This window comes from Rhodococcus sp. 1R11 (assembly GCF_004563845.1).
Taxonomy (GTDB): Bacteria; Actinomycetota; Actinomycetes; order Mycobacteriales; family Mycobacteriaceae; genus Rhodococcoides.
On sequence record NZ_SPNG01000001.1, the window covers coordinates 29,634 to 45,700 of the forward strand.

Annotated in this window: 18 protein-coding genes; 5 read left to right on the forward strand and 13 right to left on the reverse strand. The window is 65.0% G+C overall.

Going from position 1 to position 16,067, the window contains the following annotated elements; translation table 11 throughout:
- Window positions 1-31 precede the first annotated feature (31 nt).
- Window positions 32-793, forward strand: coding sequence for an SDR family oxidoreductase (locus E4P29_RS00170; protein WP_245154085.1), 762 nt, complete (start codon window positions 32-34; stop codon window positions 791-793).
- A 3-nt stretch (window positions 794-796) separates the two neighbouring features.
- Here E4P29_RS00170 and E4P29_RS00175 read toward each other — a convergent pair whose 3' ends face one another.
- The 5 genes from E4P29_RS00175 to E4P29_RS00195 all read right to left on the reverse strand — a co-directional run bounded on the left by E4P29_RS00175 (window position 797) and on the right by E4P29_RS00195 (window position 5,392).
- Entirely contained in the window at window positions 797-1,282 is a 486-nt protein-coding gene (locus E4P29_RS00175) for a CoA-binding protein (RefSeq protein WP_135040917.1), read from the reverse strand.
- Window positions 1,279-2,577, reverse strand: a complete 1,299-nt coding sequence (locus E4P29_RS00180) for an O-acetylhomoserine aminocarboxypropyltransferase/cysteine synthase family protein (RefSeq protein WP_135040919.1) — start codon at window positions 2,575-2,577, stop codon at window positions 1,279-1,281. The genes E4P29_RS00175 and E4P29_RS00180 overlap by 4 nt, the downstream gene beginning before the upstream one ends.
- A gap of 4 nt (window positions 2,578-2,581) precedes the next feature.
- Window positions 2,582-3,094: an OsmC family protein gene (locus tag E4P29_RS00185; protein WP_135040921.1), complete on the reverse strand. Its 513-nt coding sequence runs from the start codon at window positions 3,092-3,094 to the stop codon at window positions 2,582-2,584.
- Window positions 3,095-3,284: 190 nt separating this feature from the next.
- Window positions 3,285-3,944 (reverse strand): SDR family oxidoreductase, encoded by a 660-nt coding sequence (locus tag E4P29_RS00190; protein WP_135040923.1) that lies wholly within the window; start codon window positions 3,942-3,944, stop codon window positions 3,285-3,287.
- Between the two features lie 47 nt (window positions 3,945-3,991).
- A complete protein-coding gene (locus tag E4P29_RS00195) occupies window positions 3,992-5,392 on the reverse strand; it encodes an acyl-CoA synthetase (RefSeq protein ID WP_209205248.1) in 1,401 nt (466 codons plus the stop codon).
- Window positions 5,393-5,409: 17 nt separating this feature from the next.
- Here E4P29_RS00195 and E4P29_RS00200 point away from each other — a divergent pair, with 17 nt between their 5' ends.
- On the forward strand, window positions 5,410-5,832 hold the full coding sequence (locus E4P29_RS00200) for a hypothetical protein (protein WP_135040927.1): 423 nt from the start codon (window positions 5,410-5,412) through the stop codon (window positions 5,830-5,832).
- 13 nt (window positions 5,833-5,845) lie between these two features.
- Here E4P29_RS00200 and E4P29_RS00205 read toward each other — a convergent pair whose 3' ends face one another.
- The 5 genes from E4P29_RS00205 to E4P29_RS00225 all read right to left on the reverse strand — a co-directional run bounded on the left by E4P29_RS00205 (window position 5,846) and on the right by E4P29_RS00225 (window position 11,607).
- Window positions 5,846-6,463 (reverse strand): LysE family translocator, encoded by a 618-nt coding sequence (locus E4P29_RS00205; protein ID WP_135040929.1) that lies wholly within the window; start codon window positions 6,461-6,463, stop codon window positions 5,846-5,848.
- A 265-nt stretch (window positions 6,464-6,728) separates the two neighbouring features.
- A complete protein-coding gene (gene dapC / locus E4P29_RS00210) occupies window positions 6,729-7,832 on the reverse strand; it encodes a succinyldiaminopimelate transaminase (protein ID WP_135040931.1) in 1,104 nt (367 codons plus the stop codon).
- Window positions 7,833-7,836: 4 nt separating this feature from the next.
- Window positions 7,837-8,160 carry a ferredoxin gene (gene fdxA / locus E4P29_RS00215; protein WP_027498080.1) on the reverse strand — a complete coding sequence of 108 codons (324 nt, stop codon included), beginning with the start codon at window positions 8,158-8,160 and terminating at the stop codon, window positions 7,837-7,839.
- A 114-nt stretch (window positions 8,161-8,274) separates the two neighbouring features.
- A complete protein-coding gene (locus E4P29_RS00220) occupies window positions 8,275-9,030 on the reverse strand; it encodes a hypothetical protein (RefSeq protein WP_032369652.1) in 756 nt (251 codons plus the stop codon).
- Between the two features lie 36 nt (window positions 9,031-9,066).
- The gene (locus E4P29_RS00225; protein ID WP_167735341.1) at window positions 9,067-11,607 is read right to left on the reverse strand and encodes a bifunctional FO biosynthesis protein CofGH; all 2,541 of its coding nucleotides are present in this window, start codon (window positions 11,605-11,607) and stop codon (window positions 9,067-9,069) included.
- A gap of 121 nt (window positions 11,608-11,728) precedes the next feature.
- Between E4P29_RS00225 and E4P29_RS00230 the strand changes: the two genes are divergently transcribed.
- From E4P29_RS00230 to E4P29_RS00240, 3 genes are read left to right on the forward strand one after another with little or no spacing between them, the layout of a single operon-like run.
- Entirely contained in the window at window positions 11,729-12,208 is a 480-nt protein-coding gene (locus E4P29_RS00230) for a PH domain-containing protein (protein ID WP_135041814.1), read from the forward strand.
- Window positions 12,205-13,722, forward strand: coding sequence for a PH domain-containing protein (locus E4P29_RS00235; protein ID WP_135040933.1), 1,518 nt, complete (start codon window positions 12,205-12,207; stop codon window positions 13,720-13,722). Before E4P29_RS00230 ends, E4P29_RS00235 begins: the two co-directional genes overlap by 4 nt.
- Window positions 13,723-13,763: 41 nt before the next feature.
- Window positions 13,764-14,465, forward strand: a complete 702-nt coding sequence (locus tag E4P29_RS00240) for a uracil-DNA glycosylase (protein ID WP_135040935.1) — start codon at window positions 13,764-13,766, stop codon at window positions 14,463-14,465.
- Here the strand turns inward: E4P29_RS00240 and E4P29_RS00245 are convergent.
- The 3 genes from E4P29_RS00245 to mshB form a co-directional block, all read right to left on the reverse strand.
- Window positions 14,392-14,844: a hypothetical protein gene (locus E4P29_RS00245; RefSeq protein WP_135040937.1), complete on the reverse strand. Its 453-nt coding sequence runs from the start codon at window positions 14,842-14,844 to the stop codon at window positions 14,392-14,394. The genes E4P29_RS00240 and E4P29_RS00245 overlap by 74 nt on opposite strands.
- Before the next feature lie 66 nt (window positions 14,845-14,910).
- Window positions 14,911-15,069 (reverse strand): hypothetical protein, encoded by a 159-nt coding sequence (locus E4P29_RS25810; RefSeq protein ID WP_008714214.1) that lies wholly within the window; start codon window positions 15,067-15,069, stop codon window positions 14,911-14,913.
- 27 nt (window positions 15,070-15,096) lie between these two features.
- The gene (mshB, locus tag E4P29_RS00250) at window positions 15,097-16,005 is read right to left on the reverse strand and encodes an N-acetyl-1-D-myo-inositol-2-amino-2-deoxy-alpha-D-glucopyranoside deacetylase (protein ID WP_135040939.1); all 909 of its coding nucleotides are present in this window, start codon (window positions 16,003-16,005) and stop codon (window positions 15,097-15,099) included.
- Window positions 16,006-16,067: the final 62 nt, after the last annotated feature.

Consider the following 16,067-nt stretch of genomic DNA (forward strand, 5'->3'; position numbering starts at 1 on the left):
AACAATGCTGACAGTGCCTACATTTGCTCGCATGACATCCACTGCACTCATCACCGGGGCGAGCTCCGGCCTCGGCGAGGAATTCGCACATCGCTTTGCCGCACGCGGCGAGAACGTCGTCCTCGTGGCACGACGGGCGGACCGACTCGAGACGCTTGCCCGCCGCATCGAAGCAGACCATGGCGTCACCGCGACCGCCGTCGCCATGGACCTGGGCGTACCGGGCATCGGCGAGTCACTACGAAAGACCCTGGCCGACAAAGGGATCATACCCACGACGCTGGTCAACAATGCAGGATTCGGGACCCACGGGCGCTTTCGCGACGAGGATCCGGCGCGGGTGGCGTCGGAAATCGCATTGAACGTCAGCGCGCTGGTGGATCTGACACATGCGTTTCTGCCGAATCTGACCGGCGCGTTGATCAACATCGCGAGTACCGCTGCGTACCAGCCCACTCCGAACATGGCGGTATACGGGGCGACCAAGGCGTTCGTACTGAACTTCACCGAGGCGCTCGCCTACGAGTACCGCACGTCACCGCTGAAGATCCTCGCCCTCTCCCCCGGCCCGACGCGCACCGAGTTCTTCGACGTCGTCGGATCCGAGGATGCCGCAGTGGGCAACTTCCAGACTTCCGAGCAGGTCGTCTCGACGGCTATGCGCGCCTTGGACTCTCGCCGTACCCCTGCCAGCGTCGTGTCCGGTCTTTCCAACAAGATCAGCGCCGGCAGTGTGCGTCTCGCGCCACGATCGTTGGCCGCAAAAATCAGCGGTCGCCTACTGAAGGCATGACCCCTACCCCCGCGTTCGACGCGAATCGATCACTCCCGTATCGAATCCAGCCAGATGCAGTCCGCCGTGAAAGCGGGCGTGTTCGATCTTGAGGCACCGGTCCATGACGACGTTCAATCCCGCAGCCTCGGCGTCGTTGGCCACCTGCTCGTGCCACAACCCGAGCTGCAACCAGATCGTCTTCGCCTGCGCGGCAATGGTTTCGCTCAACACCTCCGGGAGATCGTCGTACTTGCGAAAGACGTCGACCAGATCCGGGCTCTTCGGTAAATCCGCGAGAGTCGGATAGACGGTCGTTCCTTCGATGTCCGAGACCGTCGGATTGACGAGAAATATTTCGTAGTTGCTTGTCGAGGACAGATACCGATTGACGAAATAGCTTGCTCGCGAGGGGTTCTTGGACGCACCGACGATCGCGACGGTCCTCGTCTCACGCAAGATCCGCTGGCGGTCCTGAGCGGAGGGTCCCTGCCAGGTTCGTTCGCTCATGACCGCGCCTTCCCGGTTGCCAGAGTCAAGGCCTGATCGAGATCCCACAGCAGGTCCCCATCGTCTTCGAGGCCGACACTGATCCGAATGAGTTCGGGCCCCACCCCCGCGCCGGCCAGTTGCTCATCGCTGAGCTGTCTGTGGGTGGTGCTGGCCGGGTGGATCACCAGGGTGCGTACGTCGCCGATGTTCGCGACGTGGCTGGCCACCTGGACGCTCTCGACGAACGTACGGCCGGCGTCCCGACCACCTTCGATTCCGAATGCGAACACCGCGCCCGGACCCAAGGGCAGATACTTCGCGGCCCGATCGTGGTGCGAATGACTCTGCAACCCAGCCCATCTCACGTACTCGATGCGTGGGTCCGCCTCGAGCCACTCGGCGACGACGCGCGCATTGGCAACGTGCGCGTCCATGCGCTGCGGCAACGTCTCGACGCCCTGGATCAGGGTGAAGGCGGATTGCGGAGCCAGTGCTGCGCCGATGTCGCGCAGTTGCTCGCTCCGCAGTTTGGTGAGAAATCCGTACTCACCGAAGTTGCCCCACCACGACAATCCACCGTACGAGGCCACCGGCTCGGTCATCTGCGGGAACTTGCCTCGGCCCCAATCGAATCGACCGGACTCCACCACGACGCCGCCGAGCGTGGACCCGTGACCGCCGAGGAACTTCGTTGCCGAATGGATGACGATGTCGGCTCCGTACTCGATCGGCCGAGTCAACCACGGTGTCGCCATCGTCGCGTCGACCACCAGCGGAATCCCACGCTCGTGCGCGACCGCGGCGAGACCCTCGAGATCGGCGATCTCGCCGGAGGGGTTTCCGATGACCTCCGCGTAGATCAGCTTGGTCGAATCCGTCACCGCCGCTGCATAGTCCGCCGGGTCCGTGCCGGGAACGAAGGTGGTCTCGACGCCGAAGCGCCGCAGTGTCACGTCGAGTTGCGTCACCGTTCCGCCGTACAGCCCCGCTGCCGCGACGATGTGATCACCGGTGCCGGCCAGCGCGGCGAACACCGCGAACTCGGCCGCCAACCCGCTGGCGAATGCGACTGCTCCGATGCCGCCTTCGAGGCTCGCGATGCGCTCCTCGAAGGCGGCGACCGTCGGGTTACCGATGCGGCTGTAGACGTTGCCGTACTTCTGCAGAGCGAACAGATCCCCTGCGTCAGCAGAATCCTCGAACACGTAGCTCGCCGTTTGATAGATCGGCACCGCACGCGAACCGGTTGCCGAGTCGGGCCGCGCGCCGGCGTGAATTGCTCTGGTACGCAGGCCGAATGTTCGCTCGCTCATGACGTCAGGCCGTTTCGAGGACGGTATGGATCGGCGTGGGGTTACGCGTGAGATCCAGTACCGGGCAGTGATCGTCGACGGCCTGCTGCAACTCCTCGTACCGCTCACGGGTCTCGGGTCCGGTGACCGTCACGACGACGCGTACCTCACCGAATCCCGGCCGCACGTCGTCGTCGAACCCGAAGAAGCCGCGTACGTCGAGGTCGCCCTCGGCCTTGGCCCTGATGTCGTCGACGACGATACCGAGCTTCTCGGCCCACACGCGGTAGGTGACCACCTGGCAGGACAACAGCGAGGCGAGGTAGTACTCCACCGGATTGGCGGCCGTATTTTCACCGCCGAGGGCCGGCGGCTCGTCGACCTCGACGCTGTACTTGCCGAGTGTGACGGTGCTGGCGACGGCGTCGTGCGCGGTGGCCGAACCGCGGAAGACGACCTGAGCATTCTTCGCGTCGGCCCGCACGGCGTCGTCGGTGGCAGCGATGACGCCGCCGAGATGGGAGACAGATGTGGTCATGAGTGATCCTATTCGTCGAAAAAGGTTGCCGGAACGACCCGAGGAGCGTGTAGAGCTCGTCGGGGCTGGGTTCGATCGACAGTTACGAACAGGAAGAAGTGCAGACCAGGCACAGATCGATGGTGCGACGACGCACGAGCCTTCTGCCCGCGTCGGTCACATGTGTCTCGGTCACGGTGCCGACAATAGCCTAAGAGAACCGGTCTGCGCCGACGTCGGTTTCGTCGTCGACGATCGCGGCCACGATCCGTGCTGCTACCGCCTCCGGCGTCAGACCCTGCGGTAGTTTAGGTGCCTGCCCGGCGATCGGCCGCGTCGCGAGTCCCGTCTCGGTGTGCGGTGGCCGTACGTCGACGATACGGATCTTCGACTTCCGTGCTTCTGTGCGAACACTTTTCACCAGAGCACTCGCCGCGGCCTTGCTCGCCGAGTAGGCACCCATGTTGGGCATCGGCTTGTCTGCGACCACCGCACTGATGTTGAGCACGAATCCACCCTGATCCAGGGTGTTCAGCGCTTCACGCATGATGCGCAGCGGTGCCAGGTAGTTGAGGAGCAGCAACTCGTCGACGGTGTCGTCGTCGACTTCGGCGACCGAGCCGAACGCTACGACACCGGCGGCGATCACGATCCCGTCGAGACCGCCGTGGTGTTCGACGGCCTCCGCGATCGCCGATCGAGCCGAATCCGGCAGCGTCAGATCGGCATTGACCGTGTGGTGCTCCGAGGACTCGAGGCTGCGTCCGCTGACGGTCAGCTGCGCACCGGCCTGTGCGAGTTGCTCGACGATCGGGCCGCCGAGTCCGCCACTGGCACCGAATACGAGAATGCGTGCGCCGTCGAGGTTCATGACTCGAAGCTAGCGCGTTTGCCCCGACCCGCGCTCACAACGCGGAGTCAGCCGAGAAGCTTCTTCTGCACCTTGCCCATCGCATTGCGCGGAAGCGAGTCGACGACGCGAATCTCCCGGGGCCGCTTGTGGATCGACAGTTCGGTGGCCACCAGGTCGATGAGCACTCGATCCTCGACCTCGGTACCGACGACGAACGCGACGATGCGCTGCCCCAGATCATCGTCCGGCAGGCCGACGACAGCCACCTCGTCCACACTCGGATGCCCCAACAGCACCGTCTCGATCTCCCCCGCGCCGACTCGATAGCCGCCGGTTTTGATCAGGTCCGTCGACGCTCGCCCGACGATGCGATGGAAGCCGTCCGGCTCGATGAGGGCAACATCTCCGGTGTCGAACCACCCGTCCTCGGTGTAGGTCTTCGCCGTCGCGTCGGGGTTGTTGAGGTAACCGTCGAACAGCATGGGGCAACGGATTTGGAGTGCGCCGATCGATTCACCGTCGTGTGGCACGATTTCGCCCTGCTCGCCGCGCAGACGGGTTTCGACGCCTGCGACCGGTAGTCCCACCGAACCCGGGCGACGCTCCCCGTCGGCGCGGGTGCTGATGGTGATGAGGGTTTCGCTCATGCCGTACCGCTCGATGGGAGCCTGACCGGTGAACTCACGCAGCTTCTCGAACACCGGAACCGGGAGCGGCGCACTGCCGGACACCAGCAACCGGGCGTGGGACAGGGCGCGGGCGGACGTCTCATCCGCGGCGACGCGCGACCATACGGTCGGCACCCCGAAATACAGAGAACCCCGCGCTGCAGCATAGAGCTCGGGAGTCGGCTTGCCGGTGTGGATCAACGGGCTGCCGACTCGCAGTGGGCCGAGCAACCCGAGAATCAGTCCGTGCACGTGGAAGAGCGGAAGACCGTGCACCAGAGTGTCTTTCCACGTCCAGCTCCACGCCTGCGCCAACGCGTCGAGTCCGGCCGCGATGGCGCTGCGAGAAATCAGCACACCTTTCGGCGGGCCGGTGGTGCCGGAGGTGTAGAGCACGAACGCGATCGACGACGGCTGCGGCTCGGGGTAGCTGTGCCACGACCGTGCGTGCTGACGCACCGGCAACACCGTCAGACCTGCGGTGTCCGGCGGCGCTTCGCCGAGCCACGCCTGCGCACCCGAATCTCGGAGGATGTGCTCACGTTCGGCCGAGCCTGCATCCGGTGGGACGGGAACAACGGTGACACCGGCAATCAACGCACCGACGACGGCGAGGACCGTCTTCACCGACGGCGTCGCGTGAATGGCGAGCCGATCTGCCCGCCCGATACGCTCGGCAACAGAGGTAGCCGCGCCCAGGATGTCCGCACGAGAGAGAGAAACTCCGTCGATGGTGACGGCGTCGGGAATATCGTCTCCCCGCGCAACGGCGAGTGGGTTCAGTGAACGAAGCAGCACATGGCTACCGTACAGACATGGACGTGGACGGAATCGACACCGGCGACTACGCCGAGTACATGACGGTCGCCGCCGGTGACCTGCAGGCGGGTGTCTACCTGATCGGAACCGACGCCGAACAGGACGTCGATTCCGAGGACGACCTCGACCTGGATCTCGAGGACGAGGACTCCGACGACGAGGACATCGACCTCGCGCACGTCAGTGACGGAGCGCCGCGACTGGTCTACTCGGTGCAGTCCGACGATTTCTGGACGCGAGTGGAGTTGGCCGACCTCCGAGCGACTCAGCTCTACGAGGAGGCGCACGCACGCAACCCCGAGGTCAACACCGAACCGAAGCGTTTCACCACCGTCGAGGCCTTCGGCAGCAACGAATTGGTCTACATCCTGCGCATCAGGCGCGGCGGATGGGACGTCGGCGAGCCGGGGCTCGACTGACGGTCCACCGCAACTAGGCCGAAGACGCGACCGTTCCGATTCCGAGGGCGACGAGGAATCCAGCGCTGATACGGTCCAGCCAGTCGGTCACGGCCGGTCTACGCAGCAGCGTCACAGCGCGTGAGGCGAGAACGGAGAACACTCCCATCACCACGGCAGCGACAACCACCTCGACCAGACCGAGCGTCATGGCACCGGTGAACGTGACCACAGTGAGGAACTGCGGCACCACCGCTAAGTAGAACAGTCCGACCTTCGGGTTGAGCGCGCACGAGAGAACTCCGGCACCGAACGCCGACCACGCGGACGCGGCAACGGGCACGAGCGGCTCGCCGGCCACCTTGTTCTTACGTCGCGCCCGGAAAGCCTTCACGCCCAGATACAGCAGATACAGCCCGCCGAGAACCTTGACGACGCGGTACGCCGTCGCAGACTGTTCGACGATCGCCGCCAGACCGACGGCCACCAGCACGGCCCAGAACAGGCCGCCGATCGCGACGCCCATCGCCGCGGCGACGCCTGGCTTGATGCCACCGATGCTGTAGCGGAGCACCAGAAACGAATCCGGACCCGGCAGAATCGCCAGCAGAAAGCACACACCGGCGAAGCTGAGCAGCAGGCTGAGGGTCATGGGTACATGAGAACACCCGGGTCGGGCCGGAGCCAACTGAGCTCAGTGTCCACAATTCGAGTCGAGCGACGGGATCCCGATCGCCAGGCCGAATAGTGGACACTCAGCGCACCTCGAGCTCACACGGTTCAGCGGCGTCAGCGGGCCGAAGCCAACTGAGCTCAGTGTCCACAATTCGAGTCGAGCGACGGAATCCCGTCAGCGGACGGGAATTGTGGACACTCAGCGCACTACAACCCTCAGCGCACTAGCCCAGAAAGCGCGACTAGCTACGCAGGCGCGCGGCCGCAGCCTCGATGCGTTCGTCCGTCGCAGTCAGTGCGATGCGGACGTGCTTGCCACCGTTCGGTCCGTAGAACTCTCCCGGTGCGGCGAGGATGCCCCGTTCGGCGAGCCAGTCGACGGTGTCGCGGCACGGCTCGTCGCGCGTGGCCCACAGGTACAACCCGGCCTCCGAGTGGTCGACGCGGAAGCCTGCTGCTTCGACGGCACCCTTCAGTACCGTTCGACGGGTGCGGTATCGCTCACGCTGGATGTTCTCGTGCTCGTCGTCGGCCAGAGCTGCGGTCATGGCGGCCTGGATCGGCAGCGGCACCATCATCCCTGCGTGCTTGCGAACCTCGAGCAACTCGGCGATCAGGGAAGCGTCGCCGGTGACGAAACCGGCGCGGTAGCTGGCCAGATTCGAGGTCTTCGAAAGTGAGTGCACGGCAAGCAGATTGGTGTGATCGCCGTCGCAGACGCGAGGATCCAGCACCGATACCGCTTCGGCCTCCCAGGTCAGACCCAGGTAGCACTCGTCGGAGACGACGATGGCGTCGCGCTCGCGGGCCCACTCGACGACCTTGCGCAGGTGATCGACTCCGAGCACCTTCCCCGTCGGGTTCGACGGTGAGTTGACGAAGATCAGCGAGGCACGCTCGGGGCCGAGACGGTTCAGTCCGTCTGCACGAAGAATCCGCGCACCGGCGAGCAGCGCACCCACTTCGTATGTGGGATATGCCAGTTCGGGGATGACGACCAGATCATCGGCACCCAGACCCAGCAGTGTGGGCAACCAGGCGATCATCTCTTTGGTGCCGATAGCAGGCAGCACTGCACTCGGTAGCAATCCGGGAATGGAGTAGCGCCGCTCGAGCGACGCCACCGCGGCATTGCGCAGCGCATCGGTTCCGACGGTCGTCGGGTAACCGGGCTCGCTCGCCACCGAGTTCAACGCGACCCGAATGACCTCGGCGACCGGGTCGACGGGCGTGCCGACGGACAGATTGACGATGCCGTCCGGGTGCGCCGACGCCTTCTCCTTGGCAGCGGTCAGCGAGTCCCAGGGAAAGTCGGGCAGCGTCGCTGCCACCGCTCTACGTGCCAAGGCGTCAGTTCTCGCCCATGGGAGGCAGAGCCTTGATGAACGGTGGGTCGTAGTCGGTCTTGCCGAGCTTCGCTGCGCCACCCGGAGATCCGAGATCGTCGAAGAAGTCGACGTTGGCACTGACGTATGCACTCCACTGCTCGGGCACGTCGTCTTCGTAGAAGATGGCCTCGACGGGGCACACGGGTTCGCAGGCTCCGCAGTCGACGCATTCGTCGGGGTGGATGTACAGCATTCGGTTACCCTCGTAGATGCAATCCACCGGGCACTCTTCGATGCACGCTTTGTCCAGTACATCTACGCACGGTTCTGCAATCGAGTAGGTCACTGCTGCTCTCCCCTCCTTGTATAGATCGTGGGCGCTCTCGCGCCCTCAGCATCCTAGTATCGCGGTCCGAACCTGGGACAATCCGACCAGGGTGACCTCACCTGCTCCGGCCTGCTATCGCCGGAGCTGCTTCGCGGGCGGGGTCACCGATGCCGACGCCGTCTTGTGGGCGGCGAGCCACTTGCGTCCCTGCTTGGCAGCGCGCGACAGCGCGCCCCGCTCACCGAGATATCCGGCGACGCCACCGACGAGTGGGATGGCTCCGAGTACCCGGTAGAACCCGCGTGGATGCGGGCGCTTCTCCAACTCGCCTGCCACGTCGCGCAGCACGTTGGCGATCTGCCACATTCCGCGCAGCAGTGCGAACGGGCCGGATTTCGGCGATTCTTCCTTCTTCGCAGGAGCACTGTCGGCCAACGACGTCAGGTCACGCTTGCACAGCACCGACCCGAGCAGCGCCACATGCGTCTCGCGGTCGGTCACTCCTGATTCGCGAGCCACGGCGACGAGCACCATTGCCTGGTTGGCGAACCCGAGCAGATCCTGGATCGGCAGACGGTTGACCAGGATGCCGAAGACGCCGGGGAAGGCCACCGCGACAGTGTTGAGAGCTCCGATGCGATTGACCCACCACTGCGAACGAGCATCACTGTCGAGCTTCTCCCAGCCGGCGGTGCCCGGGAAGTCGGTGGTGTCGAACGCCTTGGCCAGGAAGTCGATGACGTTGTCGAGGGTCGAATCGTCCGCGGAGGACTCGCGGAACGTCCGTCCTTTCAGTCCGATCGGGTCACGTGTGGCCAGAATGTCGAGCACGGGATGAATGATGGCGACGGCACTGCTCAGTACCGCGGCGACTCGACGGTCGTCCATGTCGGGCAAACTCCGTTTCGGGTAAAGACCTGTAGGTCAGATCAGGCCGGCGACCGACACCTCCGGTGCCGGGCCGTACGTGGTGGTGCGCTGACGAACCGGTCGTCCGATGCCGTCGGCGATCTCGTGCAGTTCCGCGACGGTCTTCTCCGAACCGTTCTGCGAACCCGCCATGCGCGAGATCGTTTCTTCCATCAGGGTCCCGCCCAGATCGTTCGCGCCTCCGTTCAGCATCGCCTGTGTACCCGTGATTCCCAATTTCACCCATGACGTCTGAATGTTGTCGATCCGGCCGTGCAGCATGATCCTGGCCAGAGCATGCACCGCGCGGTTGTCGCGGTTGGTCGGGCCAGGTCGTGAGGCCCCGGCCAGATACAGCGGCGACGACTGATGCACGAACGGCAGCGGCACGAATTCGGTGAACCCACCGGTCTTGTCCTGGATCTTCTTGAGCACGTTCAGGTGGCCGACCCAATGCGACGGATTGTCGACGTGTCCGTACATCATCGTCGAGCTCGACCGCAGGCCCACCTCGTGCGCGGTGGTGATCACTTCGATCCACTCGGCTGCGGGCAGCTTGCCCTTGGTCAGCACCCAGCGGACCTCATCGTCGAGAATCTCCGCGGCGGTGCCCGGAATCGAATCCAGGCCGGCGGCCCGCAGCTCGGTGAGCCACTCACGGATCGACTGACCACCGCGCGAGGCACCGTTGACGATTTCCATCGGCGAGAACGCATGCACGTGCATCGACGGCACCTTCGCCTTGACCGCCCGCACCAGATCGGCGTATCCCGTCACCGGCAGTTCGGGGTCGATCCCGCCCTGCATGCACACCTCGGTGGCTCCGACGACATGCGCTTCCCACGCCCGATCCGCCACCTCGGCGGTGGACAGCGTGAACGCATCGGCGTCGCCCTTGCGCTGAGCGAACGCGCAGAAGCGACACCCGGTGTAGCAGATGTTGGTGAAGTTGATGTTCCGGTTCACCACGTAGGTGACGGTGTCCCCGTTGACCTGCTTGCGCAGATCGTCGGCAAGCGCAGCGACGGCGTCCATGCCGGGGCCCTCGGCGGTGGCCAGTGCCAGGTACTGCTCGTCCGACAGACCGGCCGGGTCCTTCTCGGCCGCCGTCAACGCGGAGACCAGGTCACGATCCACCCGCTCGAGCCCTGCGAGATCACGCACCTGTTCGCGGATCGATTCCCAGTCGCCGAACGCATTCGCCAGATCCGAACGGGTCTCGGTATTGCGGCCCTCGGTGTCGATCTCGGTGTTCAGATCCACCCGACCCGAGGACTCCCACTCCTCGTCCGGCTCCTGCCACGGCAGACCGGTCGGGTTGACGCCCTCGCGCGCCATCCCGGTCTGTGGGTCGGCCACTGCCCGCACGTGCGCCGAGATCCGCGGATCGATCCACGGCGCACCGGCCAACACGTACTGCGGTTGTGCGGCAGTACGTTCCACGAGCGTGTAACCGGCGGCCGCCGACAGCTCGGCGAGAGTGTCGAGGTTCGGCCACGGCCGCTCAGGATTGACGTGGTCGGGGGTCAGCGGCGAGACACCGCCCCAGTCGTCGACGCCTGCACCGAGCAACGCGGCGGTCTCCTCCGCCGCGACGAGGTTCGGCGGGGCCTGAATCCGCATCGACGGACCGACCACCATGCGCGTCACCGCGATGGTCGCCAGGAATTCTTCGAGACCGGCGTCGGGCACGGACCGCATCGCGGTATCGGACTTGGCCAGGAAGTTCTGCACGATTATTTCCTGCACGTGCCCGAAAGACTTGTGCACCTTGCGAATTGCCATGATCGACTCGGCCCTGTCCCGCAACGTCTCACCGATGCCGACGAGGATGCCCGTCGTGAAGGGAATGTTGAGCCGGCCCGCGTCGGTCAGCGTGCGCAGCCGAACCTCCGGATCCTTGTCGGGACTGCCGTAATGGGCCTGCCCCTTCTCCTCGAACAGCCGACGCGAGGTGGTCTCGAGCATCATGCCCATCGACGGTGCCACCGGCTTGAGACGCGAAAGTTCCTGCCACGACATCACTCCGGGATTGAGATGCGGCAGCAGACCGGTCTCCTCGAGCACCCTGATCGACATCGCGCGCACGTAATCCAAGGTCGAGTCGTAGCCGCGCGAATCGAGCCAGGCCTTGGCCTCGGGCCACCGCTCCTCCGGTCGGTCACCGAGCGTGAACAGCGCTTCCTTGCACCCCAACTCGGCACCCTTGCGGGCGACGTCGATGATCTCGTCGGGATCCATGAACATCCCGTGCCCGGCGGCATTGAGCTTGCCCGGCACCGTGACGAACGTGCAGTAGTGGCACTTGTCGCGGCACAACCGCGTGATGGGTACGAATACCTTGCGGGAGTACGACACCGTCTTCGGCCGGCCCGCGGATTCGAGCCCGGCATCGCGTACCCGGGACGCCGACGACATCAGGTCCGTCAGATCGTCACCTCGAGCGTGCAGCAGCACCGTGGCTTCGTCGACGTTGAGAGACACTCCATCGCGCGCACGACGCAACACTCGTCGCATCGCAGAGGGGGCTGGTACGGGATCCGGTAGAGAAGTCACCCGTCGATCATGCGCCTTCCCGGTACGCCCGTGCCACTGCAGGGCCTTCGGGCTGCCGCCCCGCTCCGACTCGGGGTGGTGGATACCAAAAGACACCTCTAGGTTTGTACCCGTGACAATGATGACCGATCCCCAGTGGCAACCGTCTCCACGTGCACGTCTTCTCTGGGCCCTGAGTGCCGGTCTGCTGTGGCTGCCGGTCTTCGTCGCCCAGATCGTCTGGGCGGTCGTCGACTCGAATCGGACCTCGTGGCCGCATGTCGCCGTCCTCGTGGCATCGATCGTGCTGGCACTGCTGCACATCGCGATAGTGCCGCAGTGGCGCTATCGCGTTCATCGCTGGGAGATCAGCGACACCGCCGTCTACACCCGCACCGGTTGGCTGAGCCAGGAACGACGCATCGCCCCCATCTCGCGGGTACAGACGGTCGACACCGAACGCGGCCCGCTCGATCGCCTGCTCGGGTTGGCGACGGTCACCGTGACGACGGCATCGTCGGCGGGCGCGGTGAAGATCACCGCACTCGATCAGAACGTTGCGGACGAGACCGTCGCGCGACTGACCGACATCGCCGGCCGCACCGTCGGAGATGCCACATGACCGACCAGGCGGAACTGCTCGCCGTCGAGGAGGAGCAGCCGTGGTTGCGCCTGGACAAGCGAATGTTGTTGGTGCACCCGGTGAACGAGGGCATCAAGATCCTGCCGGTGCTGCTGATCTCGTTCTTCGTCGGCAGTCAGAGCGGTAACCACTACTGGAGTCTGGGCATCCTCGCCGTTGTCGTCGTGTTCGCGATTCTGCGTTGGTTCACCACCAGCTACCGGATCGGGCCGGTGCACGTGCAACTCCGCACCGGGGTGCTGCAGAAGAAGGTACTGTCCATCCCGCGCAACAGGATTCGGTCGGTCGACGTGGAAGCGAACGTGCTGCACCGGGTACTCGGATTGTCGATTCTGCGGATCGGCACCGGCCAGCAGGCAGGCAAGGGCGAGGCCTTCGAACTCAACGCCCTCGACACATCACTGGTGCCGGAGCTTCGCGGCGATCTACTGCAGCGAGTATCGGGACAGATTCCGGCAGCCGACGGTATCCCCACCGCAGCGCCGAATCCCGAAGTGGAGATTGCGCACTGGCAGTTCTCGTGGGTGCGATTCGCGCCGTTCTCCATCACCGGCATCGTCACCATCGCCGCCGCCGTGGGCGTGCTGTTCCAGTACGGCATCGGCCAGACGTTGGCGGAGACGTCGGTGGTCTCGAACAGCGTCGAATCGGCGCAACGGTTCGGCATCGCCCTGTTCGTCGTCATGGCGCTGGTTGCGTTACTCGTGGTGTCCAGCATCTTCGCCTGCGTTCGATACCTGATCACCTACGGCAACTTGACCGTCACCGACCAGGGTCGCACCCTGCACGTCAGCCACGGGCTGCTCCGCACCCGTCAGTCGACCCTCGACCGCAAGAGACTGCGCGGCACCTCACTGTCGCAGCCACTGCTGCTGAGGTCGGTCGGCGGAGCCCGGCTCGACGCCATCATGACCGGCGTGAGCGCCGAGAAGAAGGAATCGTCACTGCTGCTCCCCCAAGCGCCGCAGGCCGAGGCCCTGCGCATGATGACCACGGTGCTCGGCGACGCAGGCATGCACGGCAATGCCGACCGCCCGCTGCTGCGGCACGGCTCCGCCGCGCGCCGACGCCGCTACACCCGAGCTGCCGTACCGGTGCTGGTTCTCGCCGCGGGCATGGCGATCGCCACATATCTCGGAGCACCCGTTCCGATCCTCGCGTGGATCGCCGTGGCCGTGCTGTTCGTGGCTGCCGTCGGCCTCGCTCACGACCGTTACCGCGGCCTCGGGCACGCCGTCCTGCCCGGCTGGCTGATCACCCAACACGGATCGCTCGACCGCACTCGGCACAGCCTCGAAGCCGGCGGCATCATCGGTTGGACGGTGCGCCAGACGTTCTTCCAACGTCGCGCCGGCGTGGCCACCGTCGTCGCAGCGACACCGGCAGGCGTCGGACACTACGAGGTGGTCGACATCCCCATCGAAAACGCGTGGGCCATGATCGACGCCGTCACACCGGGTGCCGGGGACGTCTGGCTTCGACGCAGCACGTAAAGACGCAGCACGTGAAGACGCAGCCGGTAAAGAAGGAGCCGATGAAGAAGGAGCGCCCGCAGACCATCGCGCAACTCGACCTGGCGGTGTCCCAGTGTCGCGCCTGTCCACGGCTGGTGCAGTGGCGCGAACAGGTCGCTGCCGAGAAACGCGCTGCATTCGCGAACGAAACGTATTGGGGGCGAGCCGTTCCCAGCTTCGGCCCGGCCGATGCGTCGATGTTGATCGTCGGGCTCGCTCCGGCCGCCCACGGCGGCAATCGCACCGGACGGATGTTCACCGGGGACCGTAGCGGAGATGTGCTCTACCGAGCCATGCACGCCGTCGGGCTCGCCAGCCAAGCGACCGCGACGCACATCGGCGACGGGCTCACGCTCAACGGAGTTCGTATCGCAGCCCCGGTGCACTGCGCTCCGCCGCAGAACAAGCCGACTCCCGCCGAGCGTGATCGGTGCCGTCCGTGGCTCGACGACGAATTGCGCTTGCTGCGTCCGCGTCTGAAGTCGATTCTCGTGCTCGGGGCGTTCGGGTGGCAGTCGCTGCTACCCATTCTCGCCGCGAACGGGTGGGAAATACCCAGGCCTGCGCCGAAATTCGGTCACGGCGTGCAGCTCGACCTGGGCTCGATCACCCTGTTCGCGAGCTACCACGTCAGTCAGCGAAACACGTTCACCGGACTGTTGACTCCGACGATGATCGAGGACGTGCTCCGGAATGCGGGTCGGCACGCACGCTTGCTGTGATGGCCTTCATTCGGAACATGAACAGCAGCACACCGGCCGGCCCGGCCCCGGCAACGATGAGCAGCATCGTGCGCCAGTCGGCCAGCAGCAGAACATCGTTACCGGGACCGCCGAACATGCACAGCACTACTGCGACGAACCATCCGATCAGCGGCGACGCCACCCAGATCGGCCGTTCGGCTACTTTGCGCGCGGCCAGAATCAGAGCGACGTTCGCGATGCCCCCGAGCAACGCGCTGATGGGAAACTGCACCGACCCCACATAGGTCGGGAGAAAGAAGACCGACAGGATTCCGGACAGGAAGCCGTCGAACACCAGTACTGCGACCGTCGCCCACGACACCAGGGCGACAGTATTGGATGCGGCCTTCGAGATCATGCGCCCAATACTGCCTTGGCCCGGGTCGTTTCAGTGCACCGCATTCAGAAAACCGGGCATCGGCACTCAGGAAACCGGCGGATAGCCCAGCGAAGTGAGCAAGTTGCTCGCACCCATGGCGATCTGGCCCAGAACGTACTGGTACAGATCTGCCTGTGCGCCGAACTGCGGCTTGAGAGAATCGACGAACGCGACGATTGCGTCCTGCACTACCCAGTTGTACATGTGTGTTCCGCCCCTGCTGTCATGAGATCAGTGATTCGGAACACAGTCTAGTACCCCCGCGAACAGATCGTTCTCTCTGCCCGCCCCGTCGGAGCCGAGCGCGCCGCGCACGAGTACGTACTGCTCGTCGAGCAGGATCGGCTGAACGATGTCGTTGGAGAGCGCGTACTCGGTACCCGAGGGTGCAACCGTCACCTGAGTGGCGTGCGCACGCAACGCGTCGGTCTTCGCATCGAGCACACCGCGGACGTCGATGCTGGTGGTGATCATCTCCTCGGCCACACTCGGCAACTCTCCGTCGACAGGCATGCGCCACCCGTCGGGGATATCGGCGATCGCCCGCAGTCCGGCGTGCAGTTGCTCGTGGCCGGTGACGGTCCAGTAGAACTTTGCCACCTCCCACGGAGCTCCGGCCTGGGGATGGGCGTCCGTTCCACAGATCTCGACCGCTTCGGTCACCAGGGAGTGCACCTGCTGATGGTCGGGGTGGCCGTAGCCGCCTTCGGGGTCGTAACCGACGACGACCTGAGGCCGGAGTTCGCGGATGACCGACACAAGCGCACCGAGAGCCTCCTGCCGGTCAGCGTTGACGAATGCGCGTGGTTTCAGAGCAGCCGGGGTTCCGGCCATTCCGGAATCTCGCCAGCGGCCGGCACCACCGAGAAAGCGGGGCGGGTTGCAGCCCAACGCCGCGAGTGCGCGATGCAGTTCCAGAATTCGGTAGCCACCGAGTTGATCGGCTCGGTCGACCACGAGATCGGCCCACGTATCGCCGATCACTTCGCCCTCTTCACCGAGTGAGCACGTGAGCACGGTGACGTCGACGCCCGCGCGCACGTAATGTGCGATGGTCCCGCCGGTCGTGATCGTCTCGTCGTCCGGATGCGCATGGACCAGCAGCAACCGCTGCGGCTGCGTCATCGCCTGTTCCGTCATGGCCTGTTCCGTCATTCCCCGTCGCTCGCTGCTCGTGTCATGTTCTGTCTCGGTCCTTCGGT